Below are 22,046 nucleotides of genomic sequence, written 5' to 3'. Positions count from 1 at the left end.
ATCAGAAGTTCTCCGGCATCTTGGCCTTTTCACGCGCAACTTCGCGGGTGATGATTCGTTTGTCCACCAGATCCTGCAGGCACTGGTCCATGGTCTGCATGCCCACCTGCGCACCGGTCTGGATTGCGGAGTACATCTGCGCGACCTTGTCCTCACGGATCAGGTTACGGATGGCCGGGGTGCCTCGCATGATTTCGTGGGCCGCCACCCGGCCGCCGCCGGTTCTTTTCATCAGGGTCTGGGAAATTACCGCCTGCAGGGATTCCGACAGCATCGAGCGCACCATGGCTTTCTCGTTGGCCGGGAACACGTCAACCACACGGTCGATGGTCTTGGCGGCGCTGGTGGTGTGCAGGGTGCCGAATACCAGGTGACCGGTTTCCGCGGCAGTCAGCGCCAGGCGGATGGTTTCCAGGTCCCGCATCTCACCCACCAGGATGATGTCCGGGTCCTCACGCAGTGCCGAGCGCAGTGCTTCGGCAAAGCCGTGGGTATCGCGGTGTACCTCACGCTGGTTGACCAGGCACTTCTTGGACTCGTGTACGAATTCGATCGGGTCCTCGATGGTGAGGATGTGCTCGTACTTGTTGTCGTTGATGTAGTCCATCATCGCGGCGAGGGTAGTCGACTTACCGGAACCGGTAGGGCCGGTCACCAGAACCAGGCCGCGTGGTACATCGGATATCTGGCGGAACACCTGGCCCATGCCCAGGTCCTCCATGGTCAGTACCTTGGAGGGAATGGTACGGAAGACCGCACCGGCACCGCGGTTGTGGTTGAAGGCGTTAACACGAAAGCGGGCCACGCCCGGCACTTCGAACGAGAAATCCGTTTCCAGGAATTCCTCGTAATCCTTGCGCTGCTTGTCATTCATGATCTCGTAGATCAATGCGTGGACCTGCTTGTGCTCCATCGGCGGCAGGTTGATGCGGCGTACATCGCCGTCGACGCGGATCATGGGGGGCAGGCCGGCGGAGAGGTGCAAGTCCGACGCGCCCTGTTTGGAGCTGAAAGCCAGCAGTTCAGTGATATCCATGCAGCTACCTTCTTATTATCGCTGTGCGGGATTCCGTGGGAGTCGCCGCCATGGGTGGGATTCGCTTAGAATCCGCCGAAATTATTTGAAAGCTAGTATATGCGCAAAGAGCAGATCATCGAAAACCTCAATCACGTGCGTGAGCGCATTGTCACAAGTTGCCACGCGAATCAGCGGGATGTCGCCTCAGTCACGCTGCTGGCGGTATCCAAGACACGCCCGGCCGGGGACCTTCGTGCCGCTTATGAGGCGGGGCAGCGGGATTTCGGCGAGAACTACCTGCAGGAGGCGCTGCAGAAGCAGGACCAGATGCAGGATCTGCCCGGTATTCGCTGGCACTTCATCGGTGCCCTGCAGTCCAACAAGAGCCGCGCGGTGGCGGAGCGTTTCGACTGGCTGCATACGGTGGACCGGCTCAAGCTGGCGCGCCGCCTCAGCGAACAGCGCCCAGCCGGGATGGCACCGTTGAACGTGTGCCTGCAGGTGAATATCGATGGCGAGGCCACCAAGTCGGGGGTGCTCGCGGCAGAATTGCCGGAGCTGGCGCGTCAGGTGGCGGCATTGCCGAACCTGGCGTTGCGCGGGCTGATGGCCATACCGGCGCCGCGCACCGAGGACCGCGCGGAACCGCACCGGCGCCTGACGCAACTGCTCGAGGCGCTGCGATCACAGCTGCCGGAGGCGCCGCTGGACACCCTGTCCATGGGGATGTCCGGTGACCTGGAAGCCGCGATCGAGGCGGGCTCGACAGTGGTGCGTGTGGGCACCGATATCTTCGGTGCCCGGGATTGATCATCCGTTAAGGGTCATTCGGCGTCGTCTGCCTGCCAGCCCGGCACCGGCGCCTGTAACAGGTGCTCGGCGAAGAACAGTGCGGTGGCCTCGGAGAAGGCATCGCGGTTCTCCTTTTTGCGATAGCCGTGACCCTCATTCAGCGCGTTCATATACCAGACCGGGTTGCCGGCATCGCGCAGTGACTCCACGATCTGCTCGGCTTCAGTCACCGGCACACGCGGGTCGTTCTGGCCCTGCACCACAAACATCGGCACCTTGATCTTGTCCACATTGTTGTTGGGGCTGATCTTCTCGAGGAAGGCCCGCATTTCCGGGATGCGCTCATCCCCGTACTCCACCCGGCGCAGGTCGCGGCGGTAGTCGCGGGTATTGGTCAGGAAGGTGACGAAGTTGGAGATGCCGACGATGTCCACCGCCGCTTTGAGCCTGTCGCTATAGTGGACCGCACTGGCGAGCACCATATAGCCGCCGTAGCTGCCGCCGAAGACTGCCACATTGTCGGCATCCAGTGCCGGGTTCTGTCCGATCCAGTCCAGCAGCGCACCGATGTCCTTGACTGAATCCTCGCGCTTGTAGCCATTATCCAGCGCTACATAGGTCTTGCCGTAACCAGCGGAGCCGCGCACGTTCGGCACGACTACCGCCACACCGAGTTTCTCCAGCCACAGCTGGTAGGTACTGCTGAACACCGGCCGCGCCTGGCCCTCCGGGCCGCCATGGATGGAAATCACCACCGGTACCGGGCCCTTGGCGTTACGTGGCATATATACGAAGGCCGGGATTTCACGGGCCTTGCCGTCCACCTCGTCGAAGGTGGGATAGCGCACCAGTTGCGGCTCGACGAAATTTTCTGTCGCCAGTCCGCCCACTTCGCTGTTGGTCCAGCGGGTCAGCGCGCCGCCACTGAGGGCGCTGCCGCCGAGCTCCAGCACAAAGGTATCGGTGGGGGTGCTGGGGGTGTTGATGGACAGTGCCAGCTGGCGTCCGTTGTCGGAAAACTCCAGCCCGCCGACTACGCCCATGGGCAGGGCATCCACAAGGCGATAGCGGTCATTGCGTGGGTCGAACAGGTACAGGCGGCTGATGCCGTCCTCGTTGGTGATGAAGGCACCGCGGCGCTTGTCCCGGCTGAGAACGAAATCGGAGATATCCCAGTCGATATCGCCGGTCAGCACCTGTTCCTGGCCGTTGTCCAGGTCGTGGCGAAGAAGACGGGTGAACTCACCGTTGCGATCAGACGTGAAGTAAATGCTGCTGTCGCCCGGGCCGAAGCCAATGGCGTAGTTACGGCTGTGGATTTCGTCATCGCCGGCGATGCGTTGCAGCTTGCCGGATTCCAGGTTCAGCAGGTGTACCATCGAGCGGGTAGAGGAAATGTACTGCTGCACCAGCAGTTTGCGGCTATCGGCGCTGAACGCTACCGGTCCCCACCAGCTGCCATCCGGTGACTCCAGTGCCATGCTGGCGGTCGTGCCTGCCTTGCCGAAATGGGTGATCCACAGGTCGTTAGATGCGCCGTTGCGGCGGGTGCTCTGGTAGGCGAGGAACTTGCCGTCCTCGCTCCAGAGAATGGCGCCGTTACGGGATTCACCATCGGAAATCATGCGGCTGTCGCCGCTATCCGGATCAAGCAGGAAAATCTGTGCGTCTTCGCTACCGCCGGCGTCCATGGTAAAGGCGATTTCATCGTGTCCGGGACGGGTTGCGATCTGTCCAACCGGCTCGCTGAAGAAAGTCAACTGGCGACGCGCAGCGCCGGGCTCGGCCACATGGTGGATCTGGTCGACCTCGCCGAAGCGGGTGCTGATATAGAGGCCCTCATCGGCCCAGCCGCGGAATGCTGCAGAGCGGATATTCTGGAAGCGGCTCAGGTCCTGCTTGAGCGCGGCCGGTATGGCCGGCACGTCCTCGAGTACCAGGTTGCCATTATTGAGGGTTCGCGTTTCGGTGGCATGGGCCGCCAGGCTTGCGCTGAGCAGGCCGGCGATGGCCAGGTTCTTGAGCGAGAGCATTTGTGTTCCTTGTTATTTTCCTGCGTCGCGCTCTATAGTGGCGCGCGCGGCCGGCATGGGCAATGGGGTCCGCGCCGGGATGAGCCGCACTTCCGATAAACCAGACTGTACAGGTAACGCAGGCCCGACATGCAGCAAGCGAATGTCCCCCCGAAAATCGTATTTATTGGCGGCGCCGGCAATATGGCCGGGGCGGTGATTGGCGGCATGATCGCTGCGGGTTATCCGCCGGAGCAGATCTTGGCCACCGGCCGCGACACCCGGAAGCTGGCGGACTTTTCCACCAGGTGGGGCGTTGCCATCGCGACAGACAACCTGCAGGCAGTGGCGGATGCCGAGGTCATCGTGCTGTCGGTGAAGCCGCAGGTCATGGGCGCGCTGTGCCAGTCACTCCGGCCGGCACTCGCCGGGCGGGAGCCGCTGGTGATCACGCTTGCCGCGGGTATCCCGCTGGCAGCCTACCGGCGCTGGCTCGGTGAGCACCTGCCGATCGTGCGCGCCATGCCCAATACTCCCTCACTGGTGCAGGCGGGCGTTACCGGGCTCTATGCCGGGCCCGGTGTCACGCAAGCGCAGCGGCAGCAGGCGGAACAGATTGCCGGCGCGGTTGGTATCACCCTGTGGGTGGAAGAAGAAAGCGGCATCGATCAGGTGATTGCGGTGTCCGGCTCCGGCCCCGCCTATTACTTCCTTTTCATGGAGGCGATGATCGACGCGGCGGAGGCAGCGGGCATGGCGCGCGCCGATGCGGAACGCCTTACCTTGCAAACCGCTCTGGGCGCAGCCAAACTGGCGCAAAGCAGTGACGTCGATGTCGCCCGGTTGCGCCGCAACGTGATGTCACCCGGCGGCACGACCGAGCGCGCTATCCAGCGCTTCCAGCGCGATGGCCTCGACAAACTGGTAGCTGCCGCGATGCATGACTGCGCCGAGCGCGCCGCGGAAATGGCGCGGGAACTGGACCGCGACTGAGCGCGCCGGATCCTGCCGAAATACACAGGCCTGCAAGCTTGGCAAAAAGCATAATAATGGAGAATGCGCCCCGATGAATGTCGCCAGCCAGATTGGTGTACTGGTCCTGCAGACACTGGCAACACTGTTCCTGATCATGGTACTGCTGCGTTTCATGCTGCAGCTAGCCCGTGCGGACTTCTACAACCCGGTATCGCAGAGCATTGTCCGTTTTACCAATCCGCTGCTGAAACCGCTGCGCAAGGTGATTCCCGGCCTCGGTGGCCTGGACCTGGCATCGCTGGTACTGGCGCTGCTGGTGGGCTTTGTGCTGGTGGAGGGCAAGACCCTGATGGTGCTGGGCAAGGCGGTGCCGGTCCTGCAGGCGCTTATCTGGTCCGCCATCGGGGTCCTCTCTACTATGGCCAAGATTTATTTCTGGGCCCTGATCGTCAGTATCATCGCCAGCTGGATAGCCCCCGGCAGCCGCAACCCGGTGCTGGAACTGCTGTCGCAGTTGCTGCGCCCGATCATGGCGCCGGTCCACAAGCTGATCCCCCCGATGGGTGGTCTGGATATCAGCCCGATCTTCGTGCTGCTCGGGCTCGGGGTGGTGGACATCCTGATCCGCGCCCTGGCGCAGGGCGCGCACATGCGCGCGGGCTACTTCCTCGGGCTCTGAATCCCCGGGCTCTGGTCCAGGCGGGTTTTCACCCGGAAAGCGGACAGTGTTACGGGCCTTTTCTGGCGCGTTGGTACCGATCCAGGCGGGATTTCCACTCTTTTTCGGATTAAATCCGCAAAAACGCCGGCGGAGGCTTCTCAATTGCCGCCCGTTTTTCCAAAATAAGCGCCAGCCCCCGCGTTGCATTCAAGGATGAAGAGGTACAGCAGGGTGTAATGGCGGATCAATACCAGTGCAGGAACAATGGAAGAAGCAGTTTTGCGACAGCATATCGCTGAATACGATCAATGGAAGAAGTCGCTGGGCGAGCAGTTCAGGGATTTCCACAACTGGCTCGAGCAGCATTTCCCCAATTCCAGTGGCGCGCGCCAGATGGTGCGCCAGGCGCAGCGCCTGCTGGAGGAAGACCAGTTCACCGTCGCCCTCGTAGGGGAGTTCTCCCGCGGCAAGACGGAACTGATCAATGCCCTGCTGTCGCACACCTACGGCCAGCGCCTGCTGCCGTCGCGCCCGGGCCGCACCACCATGTGCCCGACGGAAATCTACAGCGATGGCAGCGACAGTGCCTGTGTGCGTCTGCTGCCGATCGAGACGCTCGCCACCAATACCAGCCTCGAGAGCTTCCGCCGCATCCCGCAGAAGTGGGTCAGCGTGGACTTTGACCCGAGCGATGCCGAGGCCACCCGTAATGCCCTGCTCAAGGTCGCCGCTACCAAGTCGGTGCTGCCGGATGAGGCGGCGCGCTACGGTTTCGACCGCCGTCACCTGGACCGCAATGGCAATCTGGTGGAGGTGCCGGCCTGGCGCTATGCGCTGATCAATATGCCGCACCCGCTGCTGGCACAGGGCCTGCGCATTATCGATACCCCCGGACTGAATGCGCTCGGCAACGAGCCTGAACTGACCCTGAGCACACTGCCGGGCGCGCAGGCGGTTGCTTTCCTGCTGTCCGCGGATGCCGGTGTGTCCGGTACAGACCTGAACATGTGGGAAACCCACCTGGTGCCGCTGATGCAGAATCGCGGCACCTCGATTTTTGCCCTGCTCAACAAGATCGACAGCCTCTGGGACGATCCCGACGAGGATGCAGAAGCGCTCATGCGGCGTATGCGCGCCGAAGTCTCGCACCTGCTGGCGTTGCAACCGAACCATATCGTTGGGGTTTCTGCCAAGCAGGCCCTGCTGGCGCGGCAACAGCGCGACCAGGCCCTTTTACAGCGCAGTCGCTTCGGCGAGTTCGAAGCGCTGCTGGTCGAGCGCCTGCAGGCCCATCGTCACAAGGTCGCGAATCACCGGATCCTGCACCAGACCATGACCCTGATGGCGGATACCCGCGACCTCCTCAAGCGGCGCATCAACAGCAGTGAGCACAGCCTGCGCAGCCTGCAGAAGAGCGCGGCCAGCAGCAACCAGCAGAACGAACTGGAGCAGCTGCAGGTGACCGTGCGCGGACAGCACAAGCGTTGCCAGCAGGAATTGCTGGGGCTGAAGGCCAGCCAGCGCTCCCTGCAGCGCCAGCGCGCGGCGCTGGTGGCGCCGGTCGCCCAGGGTCAGCTGCGACGCCTGATCGAGGATACGCGCTCCGCGCTGGCTGAACGCTGGAGCCCACTTGGCATGGCCCGGGCCATCGACGGCTTTATGGAGGCGGTCGATGGCCAGATGCTGAACCTGGAGCGGGAAGTGGACCAGGCCAATCGCCTGCTGGACGGCATCTACAGCCGCGCCGGCATTGGCAGTGCCGAGTCGAAGCAGCAGTACCTGGATATTTCCCATTGCCGGCAAGCCCTGCAGGGTTTGCACCAGCAGGCAACGCACCTGCGTCGCTCACCGCAATTACTGCTGGTGCGTCGCAGCCGCCTGACGGAGCGTTTCCTGGAGACCGTTGCCAATGAGGTCTGCAGCCTGTACGAGCGCCTGCATGAGCAGGTGGACAACTGGATCGACCTGGCCCTGGAGCCGCTGCGCCAGCATGTCCAGTACCAGAAGCACCTGCTGGACCGATACATCCAGAAGCTGACGGAAATCAAGCAGAAGTCCGCGACCCGCCGGGGCGACCTGCGTGTACTCGAGAGCGAACTGCGTCGCAACAGCGAAGCGCTACAGGTGCTGGAGACACTGATGCGGCAGTCGGCAGCGAGTGCGCCGCAACCCCGCGAGGCCCCGCTCGCAAATAACGTTACCCCGCTCAAGGGGACCCGGACGCCCGCCTGAGGCGCCGCCAGTAACATGGCCCGCACGCGGGCCCTTCAACCTGACTGTGGATTTGTTAGTGTCCAACCCCAACTCCCCGCTGGATTCCGCCACCGGCAAGGCCGTTACTGCGGAACCCGGCTCTGTCGGCATTGTGGTGCCGCAGCGCGCCCGTTTCAGCGAGCCGCTGGCGCTGGCCTGCGGCCGTACGCTCGAGGATTACGAGCTTGTCTATGAAACCTACGGTGCGCTGAATGCCAGCAAAAGTAATGCGATCCTGATTTGCCACGCCCTGTCCGGTAACCATCACGCCGCCGGGTACCACAGCGAAAGTGACCGGCGCCCGGGCTGGTGGGACCACTATATTGGCCCCGGCAAGCCGATCGACACCGACCGCTTTTTTGTCGTCAGCCTGAATAACCTCGGTGGTTGCGACGGCTCCACCGGCCCGGCCAGTGCCGACCCCCGCACGGGCAAACCCTGGGGGCCGGACTTCCCGTCGCTGCGGGTGCGTGACTGGGTCAACAGCCAGGCGCGCCTGGCCGACCTGCTCGGTATCGGCCAGTGGGCCGCGGTGATCGGCGGCAGCCTCGGCGGCATGCAGGTCATGCGCTGGGCGTTGATGTACCCGCACCGCCTGCGCCACGCGGTGGTCATTGCTTCCGCCATGAAACTGACCGCGCAGAACATCGCCTTCAACGAGACCGCCCGCCAGGCGATTACCTCGGACCCGGACTTCTGTGACGGCCGCTACCTGGAGCAGGGCACACTGCCGCGCAAGGGGCTGGCGCTGGCGCGCATGATCGGCCATATCACCTATCTCTCCGATGACGTTATGGGGCAGAAGTTTGGGCGCGAGCTGCGCCGCGGTGATTTTCACAAGGGGGACGAGGTCGAGTTCCAGATCCAGAGCTACCTGCGCTACCAGGGAGAGAATTTCTCCGGCCGCTTCGATCCCAATACCTACATCCTGATGACCAAGGCGCTGGACTATTTTGACCTGGCCCGCGACTTCGGTGACGACCCGGTGGCGGCGTTCCGCAATGCGCAGTGTCGCTTCCTTGTGGTGTCGTTCACGACCGACTGGCGTTTTGCGCCGGAACGCTCGCGGGAGCTGGTGGATGCGCTGGTGCATGCCAATGTGCCGGTCAGCTACGCCGAGATTGAATCCGATATGGGGCACGACGCCTTCCTGTTGCCGAATGCGCGCTACGAGCGCCTGTTTGCCAGTTACATGAAAGGGGTGGCGGACTGATGCGCACAGACCTGAACCTGATCCGGGACTGGATCGCAGCCGGTTCCCGCGTGCTCGACCTCGGCTGCGGCGACGGCACCCTGCTGGAATCGCTGGCCCGCGACAAGCAGGTGCGCGGCTACGGCCTGGAGATCGACCCATTGCAGATCGAGCGCTGCGTGGCACGTGGCGTCAGCGTACTGGAGCAGAACCTGGACCGCGGCCTTGGCAACTTTGCCGACGCCAGCTTCGACACGGTGGTGATGACCCAGGCATTGCAGACCCTGCGCTACCCGCACCATGCCGTGGAGGAAATGCTGCGGGTGGGCAAGCAGTGCATCATCACGTTCCCCAACTTCGGCCACTGGCAGGCACGCCTGCAGCTGGCATTTGGCGGGCGCATGCCGGTATCCAAACGCCTGCCGTACGAATGGTATGACACGCCCAATATCCACTTCTGCACATTCCGCGACTTCGAGGTGCTGTGCCGTGAGAACGGCTGGCATATATTGCGCCGCCAGGTGGTCTCGGCTACCTGGCCGGGGCGGCTGCTGAAGGACTGGATGCCAAACCTGTTTGGCGAGACCGCCATCTACCACCTCGCTCGCAGCGCCGATTTGTCGCTAGACTAAAAGCTGCAAAGCGCGAAACCACAGGAGATCGCCGGGATGAAAACCCTGATCCACAAGACCTTTTTCCTAGCTTGCGCATTTATGCTGGCATTTTCGGCTAACGCCCAGCAGGCAAAGGAAATTGATACCCATAAGGATTTCGGTGATTACCGAGTCATTTTTTCCGTATTCAACAGCGACTTCCTCACCCCCGAGATCGCCAGCAATTACAACCTGGTGCGCGCCAAGGACCGCGTTTATGTCAACGTGGCGGTGGTGAAGAAAGGCGAGGCCAAGGGCCTGCCGGCCAAGATCAGTGGCCAGGCTTCCAACCTGATGCAACAGCGCCGTCCGTTGGAGTTTATCGAGGTGCGCGAAAAGGATGCGGTCTACTATCTTGCGCCGCTGCGCTACAACGATGAGGAAACCCTGACTTTCCGCATCGAAGTCGAACTGCCCAATGGCGAGGTCGCGCAGGTGGATTTCCGCCGCAAGCTCGACAAGTAAGCGGTTCCGTGGCGCTCTAGCGCTGCGATTCTGACAGACACGACACAGCAGAAAATAATGATCGACAAAATCGTGCTTGCCAGCGGCAACGCCGGCAAGCTGCGGGAGTTTTCCCAGATCTTTTCCGAGTGGCAGGTCGAAGTCCTGCCGCAGTTCGCGTTCGATGTGCCGGAGGCGGAGGAGACCGGGCTCAGCTTTATCGAGAATGCCATCCTGAAAGCGCGCAATGCCGCCCGCCACAGCGGCTTGCCGGCACTCGCGGATGACTCGGGGCTGGCGGTCGACGCACTGGGGGGTGCCCCGGGGATCTACTCTGCGCGCTTCGCCGGTGCCGGCGCGGACGACGCGAAGAACAACAGCCGCCTGCTGGAGGCGTTGCAGGGCGTGGACGATAGCCATCGCGGTGCGGCTTTTTACTGTGCGCTGGCATTTGTGCGCAGCGCCGAAGACCCGGTGCCGGTCGTATGCACCGGCAGCTGGCGCGGGCGGATCCTGCAGGCCCCTCGGGGCGAGCAGGGTTTTGGCTACGACCCGCTGTTCTGGGTTGAGGAGCACCGCTGCAGCTCGGCGGAATTGGCGCGCGAAACCAAGAACCGCATCAGCCACCGCGCCCGCGCCATGGAGCATTTTGCGGCTGCCTGGCAGGCGCTGGCAGAAGAACACTGAAGTGACCCATCTCGAGTTACCGCCTCTCGGGCTCTATATTCACCTGCCGTGGTGCGTGCGCAAATGTCCCTACTGTGATTTCAACTCACACGGAGTGGGCGATCACTCCATTCCCGAACAGGACTATGTAGAGCAGCTGGCGGCGGACATGCAGAGCCAGGCCGGCTGGGCGCAGGGTCGCCACCTGCAGACGATTTTTTTCGGCGGTGGTACACCCAGCCTGTTTTCCGCCGCCGCCATCGCGCAGATCCTGCAAACTGCGGAACGCACATTCGGCTTTGCCGCGGATATCGAGATCACCCTTGAGGCCAACCCCGGCACCTTCGAGCAGGAAAAGTTTTCCGGCTACCGCGCGGCGGGCGTCAATCGCCTGTCGATCGGGGTGCAGAGCTTCGATCCGCTGCAGCTCAGTAACCTCGGCCGCATCCACTCTTCCGACGAAGCGCGGGTGGCTGTGGGCGTTGCGCGCGAGGCCGGCTTCGACAATATCAACCTCGACCTGATGCATGCGCTGCCGGGCCAGTCCACTGTGGATGCGCTGCGGGACCTGGATACGGCGATTGCGCTGGGTGTACCGCATATATCCTGGTACCAGCTCACCATCGAGCCGAATACGGAATTTTACCGGCATCCGCCGAAGGTGCCCGCGGACGAGCGGGTGATCGAGATGCAGGCCACCGGCCGCGCGCGCCTGGCTGAAGCCGGGTATCCGCGTTACGAGATTTCCGCCTACGCCCAGCCGGGTCAGCGCGCGCGGCACAATATCAACTACTGGTCGTTTGGCGATTACATCGGTGTGGGCGCCGGTGCGCATGGCAAGATCACGCTACCGGACGGTAACCGGGTCGGCCGCACCCAGCGCACCCGCCACCCGCGCCATTACCTTTCTGCCAGTATGCACCTGCCGGAGCTCAAGCTGGTCAGTGAAAAGGAGCGGCCACTCGAATTCCTGATGAATGCACTGCGCCTTGTTGACGGGGTGCCGGCGAAGCTTTTTCCGAGTGCCACCGGCCTGCCGCTGTCTGCGCTGGAGCCCCAGTGGCGGCAGCTGCAGGCGCAGGGACTGGCGGTTGCCGGCAGCGAACGCCTGGCGGCCACACCGGAGGGCTTTGATTTCGTCGACGAGATGCTGACCCGGTACCTCTAACCCTCTTGCCTGGTACTGCCCCTGACGCGGCGGAAATATTTCTGCAGCAGGCCCAGCGCGCGCTCGGGCTTGCGCGCTTTCATCCATTCTCCGGCCGCAAATTTGCTCGCCTCCGCATAGGTGGGATAGATATGCGTGGTGGCCATGATTTTCTTGAGGCCCATGCCGTGGGTCATGGCGAACACCAGCGTGCCGATGATTTCGCTGGCACCGTTGCCCACTATCGTCGCGCCGAGGATACGGTCGCTGCCGGCGCGGGTGAGGACTTTCACGAAACCGCTTGCGCAGCCGTCGGCAATGGCGCGATCGTGATCCTCCAGGTCGTAGGCGGTGACCTCGAAAGCAATACCCTGGGCGTTGGCATCGGCTTCGCTCAGGCCCACCCGCGCGACTTCCGGCTCAGTAAACGTTGCCCAGGGCACGGCGCTGTAGTCCACCGGCGTTGCCCGCAGCGGGCCGAACAGCGCATTGGTGCAGGCGTAGTAGGCCTGGTGCGCGGCCATATGGGTGAAGAGGTAGGGGCCCGCCACGTCCCCGGCGGCCAGAATATTCGGGAAGCGCGTGCGCAGCGCCGCATCCACCTGCACAAACCCGCGCGCATCGGTAGTGATACCAAGTGCCTCCAGCCCCAGCTTGTCGGTCGCCGCCTCGCGCCCGGTGGCCAGTAGCAGGCGGTCAAACTCCACCGTGTTTGCGCTGCCACCACAATCGAACTGCATGGCGTTGGCGCTCGCCCGGGTCGGTTGCTGCCCGCGCAGGATGCGCACACCTTCGGCTTCCATTTGCGCCTCCAGCAACGCACTGGCGCGGGTGTCTTCCCGCGGTAACAGGCGTTCCCCGCGCACCGCGAGCGTCACCTCGCTGCCGAGCCGTGCAAATGCCTGCGCCAGTTCGCAGCCGATCGGGCCGCCGCCCACCACCAGCAGGCGCCGGGGCAGCGCCGAGAGCGACCACACGCTGTCACTGGTAAGGAAATCGACCGTATCCAGGCCGGGAATGTCCGGTACATGCGGCCTCCCGCCAGTGGCGAGGATGATGGCGCGGGCGCTGATCTCGCGGCCGTCGACCGATACCGTCCACGGTGAGGTCAGGGTCGCGTCGCCCTGCAGGCAGCGTACACCCAACCCTTCGAAGCGCTCGACTGAATCGTGCGGCTCAATCTGGCGGATCGCCTGGCGGACATGCGTCATGACTGCGTTGAAGTCCACTTCGACCGTGCCGGTGCGGACGCCGAAGCGATCGGCCTCGCGCGCGTGCTGAGCGGCCTTTGCCGCAGCCAGCAGGGCCTTGGATGGCACACAGCCGGTATTGAGGCAGTCGCCGCCCATGGCATACCGCTCCACCAGGCCGACTTTCGCCTTGAGTGCCGCGGCGATATAGGCGCTGACCAGCCCGGCGCTGCCGGCGCCGATCACCAGCAGGTTGTAATCAAAGGCCGCCGGCTTGCTCCAGCCACGATAGGCGCGGCGACCGCGCCACCAGCCAGTCAGTGGCAGTTCCAGCAGGCGCAACAGCCACCGCGCCAGGTAGGGAAATATTGCCAGCAGGGCAAAGGCGCCCCAGAGCTGCCAGGTGAGAATGCCGGCGGCGTTCAGCTGTTCGATATTGCCGATCTGATGCCCGGCATTCACGAATACCGCGGTACCCGCCAGCATACCCAGCTGGCTTACCCAGTAGAAAGTACGCGTGGGCATGCGGGTGAGGCCAAAGGCCAGGTTGATGGCAAAAAATGGAATGAGCGGGATCAGCCGCAGGCTGAACAGGTAGAAGGCCCCCTCGCGCTCGATGCCGGCGTTGATTTTTGCCAGCGGGCCGGCAAATCGCTTTGCGACCCAGTCGCGTGCGACGGTACGCGCCAGCAGGAAAGCCAGGGTGGCGCCAATGCTGCTCGCGAAGGAAACCAGTAGCAGGCCGGTCCAGAAGCCGAAAATGGCACCGCCGGCCATGGTCATAATCGCGGCGCCGGGCAGCGCCAGCGCCGCTACCAGCAGGTACAGGGCAAAGTATCCCGCGGCACTGGCGAGCGGTTGTTGTTGGTAGATATCGCGCAGCCGCTGGGGTGACAGGGCCTCTGGCTGGGCCAGCAGGAAGGCTCCAAGGAGCAGCGCTAACGCGATGGTTAGCAGCAGGATCGCTCTTTTTGATAGCATTTTCGACGAGATTCCGCGCAAAGCTTGAATTGCGGGGCTGGTGGCCCCATTTCAGGGAACAGCGCGCGGTGCAAGTTTGCGACCGGCCGTTCCCAACGGCGGGCTTGCCACCGCAATTGCGCAATCATTATCATGGCTGCCGCCTTCGCGGTGCAAGCAGCCGCCGCGCAACCGAAGAGAGAACAGAATTATGAGCCACGACGCGATCGTAAATGTAACCGACGCAGAATTTGAAGCTGAAGTCCTGAAATCCGATGTCCCGGTACTGGTGGACTTCTGGGCGACCTGGTGTGGTCCGTGCAAGATGATTGCGCCGGTTCTGGACGACCTGGCCGGCACCTATGCCGGTAAACTGAAGATCTGCAAAGTGGACGTGGATGCCAACAAGCAGGCCGCTGCCAAGTACAATGTGCGCGGTATCCCGACCCTGCTGCTGTTCAAGGGCGGCAATGTCGAGGGCATGAAAGTCGGCGCATTGTCCCGCGCCCAGCTGACCGAGTTCATCGACGGCCAGATCTGATCCCGCACCGCTGCAAAGCCAATGGTAAATTGGCTTTGCAGTATCGGTTTCCCCCGTTATACTCCTGTTAATTCAACAAGTTTTCGTCTAGCCCGCATGGGCCCTGCCCCTTTTAATCCCGGCAAATGCTCCAGGCTTAATCATCAATGATTGCCATCATTCATTGCTCAGGTGCAGCGGCAATTGCGTGCCTAACCAACCTCTTCTGAAAGCCGGCGCGATCGCGCTATTCAAAGCAGCAAAATCAATAAAGTAACCCTATGAATCTTTCCGAACTGAAAACCAAGCCCATTGAAGAGTTGATTGAGATCGCCAAGGAAATGGGCCTGGAGAACGTTGCCCGTTCCCGCAAGCAGGACATCATCTTCAATATCCTCAAGCGCCATGCCAAGAGTGGTGAGGATATTTACGGCGATGGTGTGCTGGAGATCCTGCAGGACGGTTTCGGTTTCCTGCGTTCGGCAGATTCCTCCTACCTGGCCGGCCCGGATGATATCTATGTATCGCCGAGCCAGATCCGCCGCTTCAACCTGCGCACCGGCGATTCCATTGCCGGCAAGATCCGCCCGCCGAAGGAAGGGGAGCGCTATTTCGCGCTGCTGAAAGTCAACGAGATCAACTTCGACAAGCCGGAAAACGCGCGCAACAAGATCCTGTTCGAGAACCTGACGCCGCTGTTCCCGGACAATCGCCTGGTGCTGGAGTGCGGTAACGGCTCCTCCGAGGACCTGACCGGCCGTATCATCGACCTGGTGGCCCCCATCGGCAAGGGCCAGCGCGGCCTGATCGTGGCGCCGCCCAAGGCCGGTAAGACCATCATGATGCAGAATGTGGCGCAGGCGATTACCCGCAACAACCCCGAGTGCCACCTGATCGTGCTGCTGATTGATGAGCGCCCGGAAGAAGTGACCGAGATGCAGCGCTCCGTCCGCGGCGAAGTGGTGGCCTCGACCTTCGATGAGCCGCCGGCGCGCCACGTGCAGGTGGCGGAGATGGTGATCGAGAAGGCCAAGCGCCTGGTCGAGCACAAGAAAGACGTGATCATCCTGCTGGACTCCATTACCCGCCTCGCGCGCGCCTACAACACCACCGTACCGTCTTCGGGCAAGGTACTGACCGGTGGTGTGGATGCCCATGCGCTGGAGCGCCCCAAGCGCTTCTTTGGTGCAGCGCGCAATATCGAGGAGGGCGGCAGCCTCTCCATTGTGGCCACTGCGCTGGTGGATACCGGGTCCAAGATGGACGAGGTGATCTACGAGGAGTTCAAGGGCACCGGTAACATGGAACTGCACCTGGACCGCAAGATCGCGGAGAAGCGTGTCTACCCGGCCATTAATGTGCGCCGCTCCGGTACCCGCCGTGAAGACCTGCTGATGCCGGAAGGCGAGCTGCAGCGCGTGTGGATCCTGCGCAAGCTGCTGCACGATATGGAAGATGTGAACGCAACTGAATTTCTGGTCGACAAACTCAAGGACGTGAAGACCAACGACGAATTCTTTATGTCGATGAAGCGCAAATAGTCGCCAAATTGCACAATTTTCGGTAGACAGCCCGGGGCTGATCTGCAACTATCCTTAACGCCACACCAATGTGTGGCGTTTCTTTTTCGAAGCGGGGAGCCGGCCGGTATTGGTTCCGGTAACTGGTGGACCTGCGTTATTTTGTGAGAGCTTAAGTGAATATTTATATTGGAAACCTTGCCTACAGCGTTACTTCTGAAGATCTGTCTGAGGCCTTCGGCGCATTTGGAGAAGTATCACGTGCAAATGTGATCATGGATCGTGAAACCGGTCGCTCCAAGGGTTTTGGTTTTGTTGAAATGCCTGATGACAACGCTGCGCGCGAAGCCATCGAAAAAATGAACGAACAATCCATCGGCGGCCGTAACATCCGCGTAAACGAAGCTAAGCCGCGCGAAGATCGTCCTCGTCGCCCGCGCTACTGAGTTTCTGGCCGGGGCTTTCCGCCCCGGCTTCCCCCTTCCCCTCCCCGCTCCCTGCGTCCCTCGCAAAAAGTTGCTCCCAGGCTCCGCAGCCTGCACACTCTTGCTCCGTAATCTACGGAAGTCCCTGTATGAAATATGCTGACCTGCGCGATTTTATTGCGCTGCTGGAAAAGCGCGGCCTGCTGAAACGTATTGACCGGCCCGTCGACCCCATTCTGGAGATGACGGAAATCTGCGACCGCGTGCTGCGCGCGGGTGGCCCCGCACTGTTGTTCGAAAACCCGGTGGGCTTCGACACGCCGGTACTGGCCAACCTGTTTGGCACGCCCGAGCGCGTCGCCCTCGGCATGGGCCAGGATAACGTCGCTGCGCTGCGCGAGGTGGGCAAGCTGCTGGCCTTCCTGAAAGAGCCGGAACCACCGGCCGGCATGCGCGACGCCTGGGAGAAGCTGCCGATCTTCAAGCAGGTGCTGAATATGGGGCCGAAGGAAGTCAGCCGCGCTCCCTGCCAGAAAGTGGTGATCGAAAAGGACGCGGTGGACCTGGATCGGTTGCCCATCCAGACCTGCTGGCCCGGCGATGCAGCACCACTGGTGACCTGGCCGCTGGTGATTACCCGCGGGCCGCACAAGCCGCGCCAGAATCTCGGCATCTACCGCATGCAGAAAATCGGCAAGAACCGCCTGATCATGCGCTGGCTGTCGCACCGTGGTGGTGCGCTGGACTACCGTGAGTGGTGCCAGCAGAACCCGGGTGAGCCGTTCCCGGTGGCGGTGGCCCTGGGCGCGGACCCGGCCACTATCCTCGGCGCCGTTACCCCGGTGCCCGATACCCTGTCTGAATACGCGTTTGCCGGACTGCTGCGCGGTGGCAAGACCGAGGTTACCCGGGCGCAGCTCAGTGACCTGCAGGTGCCTGCCTCGGCCGAGTACGTGCTGGAGGGGTTCCTGTATCCCGGCGACGAGGCGGACGAGGGCCCGTTCGGTGACCATACCGGCTACTACAACGAGGTGGATCGCTTCCCGGTATTTACCGTGGAGCGCATCACCCATCGTAAGGATCCGATCTATCACAGCACCTATACCGGGCGTCCGCCGGATGAACCGGCGGTACTAGGTGAGGCGTTGAATGAGGTGTTTGTGCCGATCCTGCAGAAACAGTTCCCCGAGATCCAGGATTTCTACCTGCCGCCGGAAGGTTGCTCTTATCGCCTGGCGGTGGTCACCATCAAGAAGCAGTACGCCGGCCACGCCAAGCGGGTGATGATGGGGGTCTGGTCGTTCCTGCGCCAGTTCATGTACACCAAGTTCGTGATCGTGACTGACGATGACGTCAACGCGCGCGACTGGAAGGATGTGATCTGGGCCATGACCACGCGCATGGATCCCGCCCGGGACACGGTGATGGTGGACAATACCCCGATCGATTACCTCGACTTCGCCTCACCGGTGTCGGGCCTCGGCTCAAAAATCGGCTTCGATGCCACCAACAAGTGGCCGGGCGAGACCACGCGTGAATGGGGCGAGCCGATTGAGAAAGACCCGGAAGTGGTGGCGAAAGTGGACGCGATCTGGGATTCCCTCGGGCTCGACCCCTAGCGTCCGGACTTTACTGCCGGATCAGGTTCAGACATCCAGTCCGCGTGCCGCCAGGGCCTGCCGCAGCGGCGCCAGGCCCGCCTCGAACTGGCGCCAGCGACCGACGGAACGGTTATGCATCGGCTGGCGTACCTGCGCGGCGCTGGCGGTGGCGGCCGCGCCCGGTGTGCGGTGAAATGCCAGGCAGGCCTCTTCGAAGGGCAGCCCCAGTCGCTCCAGCAGTTGCCGGGTCTGGGTCTCCTGTTGCTGCACCAGCGCATCGTAATCCACTTCCACCAGGCGATCGCCGAGTAGCGAGCGCCACTGGTCCATCAGCTGGCGGTAGCCAGCGTAATAGTCGGCCAGCTCCTGCTGTGAATAGGAATAGGGGTGGGCGTCGGCAAACAGTTGCTTGAACATCGCAAAGCAGCTGTCCATCGGGTTGCGGTGCACATGCACCATGCGCGCGTCGGGAAAGGCTTTCGCCAGCAGCGGCAGGTAAAGGAAATTGTCCGGCAGCTTGTCACTGAAAAAGGGGCTGCCATCACGCAGGAAGCCAATTTCTGCGCGATATCGCTCCGCGAACTGCTGTGGCGCGAGGGCCGCGGCACCGGTGACGATATCGGGTCGGAACAGCCCGGGCGCGCGCACCCGGGCCAGGCGCTTCACTGCCAGCGGCCACTGCGGCAGTTCACCGAGGGCCTGCACCTGTGAGTGGCTGCCGATGATCCGCTCCACCAGGGTCGAGCCGGAGCGGGGCAGGCCGAGGATAAAAATGGGCGAGTCCTGTGTGCGGCCCTGCGCACTGCCCCCCGCTTCCATCGTTTCCTCAAACCATTGCCGATCGAAGGTGTGCTTGAGGCACTCGAACAGGGCCTCGCCATCATCGGCAGAATACCGGATACGGTTGCGCTGCAGTGCGGTACCGTCGCGATAGTGTTCCCAGGCGCGCTGCCACTGCTGCAGGTCCTCGTACTCCTTGCCCAGCGCGTAATGCAGGTAAACGCGGCCGTCATCGGCGCAGGCCGGGTCCGCGAGCAGGGTTTCCATTTGCTCGCAGTGGTGCTCGTCTGCCGCCCGCCGTGCTTTGGATAGCTGCCAGTGGCTGCGGTAGTGCTGTGGCGCCAGTTGCAGGGTGCGTGTCAGGTTGCCGGCTGCGCGCTGGTCTTCGCCGACAAACAGCTGGATCGCCGCAGCATTGGACAGGATCGCCAGGTCCGCGGGGGCGAGCTCAGACGCCCGGCGCGCCAGTGGCTCCGCCTTCTCCTGCTTACCGATATGACTGTAAACGGTGGCAAGCAGGTCCAGTAATTTGGGTTTGTCCTGTACGGCGCCCCGGCACAGGTCTGCCTCCTGTTCTGCCTCTGCGTGATTGCCCGCCTGCACCAGGCAGCGGGCGCGCTGGATACGTGCATCGTGACGTTGCGGGTCTATACCGAGCACTGTGTCAAAAGCGCGTAGCGCTATATCCAGTTTGCCCGCCTCTGCTGCGGCGAGACCCAGTACCAGATGCGCATCCGGCTGCTTGCGGTCGCGCTTGAGATTTCAACGAGATCTGAAATCAGAACTCGTAGGACACGCTGGCACCGATGGCGCGCGGCAGGCCCACGTAGTGGAACTGACCACGCTCGCCGTAGCGGCGGGCACTGCGGCCACCCACGTAGTAGTACTCGTTGGTGAGGTTGTCGGCAAACAGCGACGCGCGCCAGTTGTCCAGGCGGTAGTCGGCAGACAGGTTGAACAGGGCGTAGCTGTCCAGTTCCTCGTTGTCGTTGAAGCTGCCGAGGCTGTTCAGGCGCGTCTGGATCTCGTCCTTGTAGTAGGCGTTGCCGCGCAGGGTCAGCTCGCCCACCGGCACTTCCACCGCGTAATCCACGGCCACGTTGGCCTGCAGGTTGGGCACACCCGGGAAGGCGTCGCCGTCGAAGCCGCCGATTTCCGGCGCGTCACCTTTGAGGCCGTGGTCGTAGTAGGTCAGCCAGGCATTGATGCCGAGGCTGTCGGTTACTGCGGCCTGGGTGGACAGCTCGATGCCGTCGATCTGGCCTTGGCGGGCGTTGCCGGTGATGTTGATCGCTGCCAGCTCGGACTTGGCCGGCACCTGCAGGTCCTTCCAGTCGATGCGGAAGATGGCACCGTTGAAGATCACGCGACCGTCTGCCAGGGTGGTGTGCCAGCCCAGCTCGTAGTTCACCGCGGAGTCCGAGGTAAAGGCCTTTTCGCTGTCCAGCAGCTGCGGGCCGATATTGGTGCCGCCGCGACGGAAGCCTTCGGCTGCGGTTGCATACAGCATCACGTCATCGGTGAAGTTGTAGGCGGCGTTCAGCTTGAATACGGTGTCGTCGATTTCGGACTTGCCGGAGTCACACTCCGGCGTGACCTCGTCGCGGGTCCAGTACCAGTAGACCGGCAGTACGGTGCAGTCGTAGCCGATGTCCTCGGTCTGCTCGAAGTAACGCGCACCCACGGTCACCTGCAGCTGCTCGCTCGGGTGGAAAGTGGCTTCACCGAATACCGCGCGCTCCTCAAAGGTGCTGCCGCTGTAGGCCCAGTATTCCACTTCGCCGTAACCGGTATCGATACCGGCCCAGCCCTGGTAGCCCGGGGTGAATTCACGGGAGGAACCTGTGCCCTCGTTTTCCTCGAAGTAAACACCGGCAATCCAGTCGAGCCACTCGGGCGAGTTGGCATCGGTGGACAGGAAGCGGGTCTCATGGACGAAGGCTTCTTCCTCGTCCTCTTCCAGGGTGTAGGCGGAGAACTCGGGGAAGTCACAGTAGCCCGGCCAGATGCCGACACACAGCAGGTCGGTCTGGTCGCGGTTGCCCTCACCCTCGTAGCGCGCGATGGAGGTGGTGGAGAAAATCTCTACTGCTTCCGTATTCCAGCCGAACTCGACGTTGTACAGGTCGTCGCGGTTATCGCGCACCTCCAGGTAGCGCAGCGGGGAGCTGAACTTGTCGCCGGTGAATGCCTGGTTAACCGCGTTGCGACCGCCGGCCTGCTGGTCCTGCAGGTAGTAGCTGAACTGCGCGTGGAAGTCGTCGGTCGGCTCCCAGCGCAGCGCGGCGCGCACAGAAGTGGTTTCCTCGGTGTTGCTGTCCTCAACCACCCGGCTGGCGTTGCTGACGCCCGGCTCGGTCAGCACGTTCACGTAATCCACATAACCGGCATCGTCGACCATGTTGGCGGAAACGCGCAGGGCGAGGGCGTCAGACAGCGGCAGGTTGAGAATGCCGGTGACGTCGGAAGACAGGCCGTCGCTCTCGCTGTTCTGGTACAGCTCGGTGGTTACGGAACCTTCAACCGCTTCGGTGCTGGGCTTGTTGAGAATGTAGCGCAGGGTGCCGCCCATGGCGCCGCGCCCGTACAGGGTGCCCTGCGGACCGCGCAGTACTTCGACGCGCTCGATGTCCACCAGTTTGAAGTCGATCAGCAGCGGGGTGTCGTTGACGTAGCGGGAAATGATGTCGCTGCCGCCCTGGTTTTCGGCCGCCTGCAGGCCGCCGACATTCATGCCGCGCAGGGTAACGAGGCCGGTGCTGCGCGCGCCGGAGTCGATCATCTGCATGCCCGGGATGAACTGCGACATCTTGCCCAAGTCATCGGCGCCCATGTTCTGGATCGCTTCGCCGGTGACTGCGGTGATGTTGTAGGGGATTTCCTGGATGGACTCGGCACGGCGGCTGGCGGTCACCGTCACCTCTTCCAGGGCGGCGGATGGCTCGCCGGTTTCCTGGGCTTGCAGGGCCAGCGGCGAGGCGCTGGCCGCGGCGATTGCGATCGCGATCAGTTTCTTGTTGTGCTTGGTCATAGGGTTACCTTTTGACTCCTTGTTTTCGTAAGCGTTGGAAAGCGTTGATTCCCCGAACGCCCCTTTGGGTAACCGAGCAAGGGCCGGGCGGATGAAACCGCTGGTCGCCACGGCGCGAAGGTTTGCAAATACGCAAAACCCGGGCCAGCACCCTGAAGGAATAGGGAGAAAGTGATGAAAATCGAAAAAGCTGGATACCGTACCTG

18 protein-coding genes are annotated in these 22,046 nt (G+C 62.5%); 13 read left to right on the top strand and 5 right to left on the bottom strand.

The genetic code is table 11. The annotated features are described in order from the left end of the window. Position 1: 1 nt before the first annotated feature. Positions 2 to 1,036, bottom strand: coding sequence for a type IV pilus twitching motility protein PilT (locus tag QSJ80_RS01295; protein WP_285762458.1), 1,035 nt, complete (start codon positions 1,034 to 1,036; stop codon positions 2 to 4). A gap of 99 nt (positions 1,037 to 1,135) precedes the next feature. Here QSJ80_RS01295 and QSJ80_RS01290 point away from each other — a divergent pair, with 99 nt between their 5' ends. Then, positions 1,136 to 1,828, top strand: a complete 693-nt coding sequence (locus tag QSJ80_RS01290) for a YggS family pyridoxal phosphate-dependent enzyme (protein WP_285762457.1) — start codon at positions 1,136 to 1,138, stop codon at positions 1,826 to 1,828. Between the two features lie 14 nt (positions 1,829 to 1,842). On the opposite strand, the gene QSJ80_RS01285 is transcribed toward QSJ80_RS01290, so the two are convergent. Next, the gene (locus tag QSJ80_RS01285) at positions 1,843 to 3,843 is read right to left on the bottom strand and encodes a S9 family peptidase (protein ID WP_285762456.1); all 2,001 of its coding nucleotides are present in this window, start codon (positions 3,841 to 3,843) and stop codon (positions 1,843 to 1,845) included. Between the two features lie 129 nt (positions 3,844 to 3,972). Between QSJ80_RS01285 and proC the strand changes: the two genes are divergently transcribed. The 8 genes from proC to hemW all read left to right on the top strand — a co-directional run bounded on the left by proC (position 3,973) and on the right by hemW (position 11,834). After that, positions 3,973 to 4,815 (top strand): pyrroline-5-carboxylate reductase, encoded by an 843-nt coding sequence (proC, locus tag QSJ80_RS01280; RefSeq protein WP_285762455.1) that lies wholly within the window; start codon positions 3,973 to 3,975, stop codon positions 4,813 to 4,815. A 73-nt stretch (positions 4,816 to 4,888) separates the two neighbouring features. Beyond that, positions 4,889 to 5,476 carry a YggT family protein gene (locus tag QSJ80_RS01275; protein ID WP_285762454.1) on the top strand — a complete coding sequence of 196 codons (588 nt, stop codon included), beginning with the start codon at positions 4,889 to 4,891 and terminating at the stop codon, positions 5,474 to 5,476. A 246-nt stretch (positions 5,477 to 5,722) separates the two neighbouring features. Beyond that, entirely contained in the window at positions 5,723 to 7,690 is a 1,968-nt protein-coding gene (locus QSJ80_RS01270) for a dynamin family protein (RefSeq protein ID WP_285762453.1), read from the top strand. Between the two features lie 79 nt (positions 7,691 to 7,769). Beyond that, positions 7,770 to 8,924 carry a homoserine O-succinyltransferase MetX gene (gene metX / locus QSJ80_RS01265; RefSeq protein ID WP_285762883.1) on the top strand — a complete coding sequence of 385 codons (1,155 nt, stop codon included), beginning with the start codon at positions 7,770 to 7,772 and terminating at the stop codon, positions 8,922 to 8,924. Next, positions 8,924 to 9,535 (top strand): methionine biosynthesis protein MetW, encoded by a 612-nt coding sequence (metW, locus tag QSJ80_RS01260; protein ID WP_285762452.1) that lies wholly within the window; start codon positions 8,924 to 8,926, stop codon positions 9,533 to 9,535. Before metX ends, metW begins: the two co-directional genes overlap by 1 nt. Before the next feature lie 36 nt (positions 9,536 to 9,571). Continuing rightward, a complete protein-coding gene (locus tag QSJ80_RS01255; protein ID WP_285762451.1) occupies positions 9,572 to 10,021 on the top strand; it encodes a DUF4426 domain-containing protein in 450 nt (149 codons plus the stop codon). Positions 10,022 to 10,078: 57 nt separating this feature from the next. Next, the gene (rdgB, locus tag QSJ80_RS01250) at positions 10,079 to 10,687 is read left to right on the top strand and encodes an RdgB/HAM1 family non-canonical purine NTP pyrophosphatase (RefSeq protein WP_285762450.1); all 609 of its coding nucleotides are present in this window, start codon (positions 10,079 to 10,081) and stop codon (positions 10,685 to 10,687) included. Between the two features lies 1 nt (position 10,688). Continuing rightward, positions 10,689 to 11,834 carry a radical SAM family heme chaperone HemW gene (gene hemW / locus QSJ80_RS01245; protein WP_285762449.1) on the top strand — a complete coding sequence of 382 codons (1,146 nt, stop codon included), beginning with the start codon at positions 10,689 to 10,691 and terminating at the stop codon, positions 11,832 to 11,834. Here hemW and QSJ80_RS01240 read toward each other — a convergent pair. Further along, entirely contained in the window at positions 11,831 to 13,984 is a 2,154-nt protein-coding gene (locus QSJ80_RS01240; RefSeq protein WP_285762448.1) for a dihydrolipoyl dehydrogenase family protein, read from the bottom strand. The genes hemW and QSJ80_RS01240 overlap by 4 nt on opposite strands. Before the next feature lie 190 nt (positions 13,985 to 14,174). Between QSJ80_RS01240 and trxA the strand changes: the two genes are divergently transcribed. The 4 genes from trxA to ubiD all read left to right on the top strand — a co-directional run bounded on the left by trxA (position 14,175) and on the right by ubiD (position 18,047). Continuing rightward, a complete protein-coding gene (gene trxA / locus QSJ80_RS01235) occupies positions 14,175 to 14,504 on the top strand; it encodes a thioredoxin TrxA (protein ID WP_285762447.1) in 330 nt (109 codons plus the stop codon). 260 nt (positions 14,505 to 14,764) lie between these two features. Then, positions 14,765 to 16,024: a transcription termination factor Rho gene (gene rho / locus QSJ80_RS01230; protein ID WP_285762446.1), complete on the top strand. Its 1,260-nt coding sequence runs from the start codon at positions 14,765 to 14,767 to the stop codon at positions 16,022 to 16,024. 155 nt (positions 16,025 to 16,179) lie between these two features. Beyond that, on the top strand, positions 16,180 to 16,449 hold the full coding sequence (gene rbp, locus QSJ80_RS01225; protein ID WP_285762445.1) for an RNA-binding regulator: 270 nt from the start codon (positions 16,180 to 16,182) through the stop codon (positions 16,447 to 16,449). A gap of 128 nt (positions 16,450 to 16,577) precedes the next feature. Next, on the top strand, positions 16,578 to 18,047 hold the full coding sequence (ubiD, locus tag QSJ80_RS01220) for a 4-hydroxy-3-polyprenylbenzoate decarboxylase (RefSeq protein WP_285762444.1): 1,470 nt from the start codon (positions 16,578 to 16,580) through the stop codon (positions 18,045 to 18,047). A gap of 27 nt (positions 18,048 to 18,074) precedes the next feature. On the opposite strand, the gene QSJ80_RS01215 is transcribed toward ubiD, so the two are convergent. Together QSJ80_RS01215 and QSJ80_RS01210 are read right to left on the bottom strand one after the other, a co-directional pair. Next, the gene (locus QSJ80_RS01215) at positions 18,075 to 19,529 is read right to left on the bottom strand and encodes a tetratricopeptide repeat-containing sulfotransferase family protein (protein WP_285762882.1); all 1,455 of its coding nucleotides are present in this window, start codon (positions 19,527 to 19,529) and stop codon (positions 18,075 to 18,077) included. A 58-nt stretch (positions 19,530 to 19,587) separates the two neighbouring features. Further along, positions 19,588 to 21,840, bottom strand: a complete 2,253-nt coding sequence (locus tag QSJ80_RS01210; RefSeq protein ID WP_285762443.1) for a TonB-dependent receptor — start codon at positions 21,838 to 21,840, stop codon at positions 19,588 to 19,590. Between the last annotated feature and the right edge of the window lie 206 nt (positions 21,841 to 22,046).

Source organism: Biformimicrobium ophioploci, assembly GCF_030270605.1.
GTDB classification, from domain to species: domain Bacteria; phylum Pseudomonadota; class Gammaproteobacteria; order Pseudomonadales; family Cellvibrionaceae; genus Biformimicrobium; species Biformimicrobium ophioploci.
Note: the sequence above shows the minus strand (reverse complement) of the source record. Positions and strands in the feature narration are given on the sequence as shown.

Bases quoted from the DNA above. Each gene is read 5' to 3' on its own strand.
- QSJ80_RS01285 (WP_285762456.1), bottom strand. From the start codon at position 3,843: ATGCTCTCGCTCAAGAACCTGGCCATCGCCGGCCTGCTCAGCGCAAGC.
- QSJ80_RS01290 (WP_285762457.1), top strand. From the start codon at position 1,136: ATGCGCAAAGAGCAGATCATCGAAAACCTCAATCACGTGCGTGAGCGC.
- rdgB (WP_285762450.1), top strand. From the start codon at position 10,079: ATGATCGACAAAATCGTGCTTGCCAGCGGCAACGCCGGCAAGCTGCGG.
- rho (WP_285762446.1), top strand. From the start codon at position 14,765: ATGAATCTTTCCGAACTGAAAACCAAGCCCATTGAAGAGTTGATTGAG.
- QSJ80_RS01295 (WP_285762458.1), bottom strand. From the start codon at position 1,036: ATGGATATCACTGAACTGCTGGCTTTCAGCTCCAAACAGGGCGCGTCG.
- QSJ80_RS01275 (WP_285762454.1), top strand. From the start codon at position 4,889: ATGAATGTCGCCAGCCAGATTGGTGTACTGGTCCTGCAGACACTGGCA.
- QSJ80_RS01210 (WP_285762443.1), bottom strand. From the start codon at position 21,840: ATGACCAAGCACAACAAGAAACTGATCGCGATCGCAATCGCCGCGGCC.
- QSJ80_RS01270 (WP_285762453.1), top strand. From the start codon at position 5,723: ATGGAAGAAGCAGTTTTGCGACAGCATATCGCTGAATACGATCAATGG.
- QSJ80_RS01240 (WP_285762448.1), bottom strand. From the start codon at position 13,984: ATGCTATCAAAAAGAGCGATCCTGCTGCTAACCATCGCGTTAGCGCTG.
- ubiD (WP_285762444.1), top strand. From the start codon at position 16,578: ATGAAATATGCTGACCTGCGCGATTTTATTGCGCTGCTGGAAAAGCGC.
- metW (WP_285762452.1), top strand. From the start codon at position 8,924: ATGCGCACAGACCTGAACCTGATCCGGGACTGGATCGCAGCCGGTTCC.
- proC (WP_285762455.1), top strand. From the start codon at position 3,973: ATGCAGCAAGCGAATGTCCCCCCGAAAATCGTATTTATTGGCGGCGCC.
- QSJ80_RS01255 (WP_285762451.1), top strand. From the start codon at position 9,572: ATGAAAACCCTGATCCACAAGACCTTTTTCCTAGCTTGCGCATTTATG.
- trxA (WP_285762447.1), top strand. From the start codon at position 14,175: ATGAGCCACGACGCGATCGTAAATGTAACCGACGCAGAATTTGAAGCT.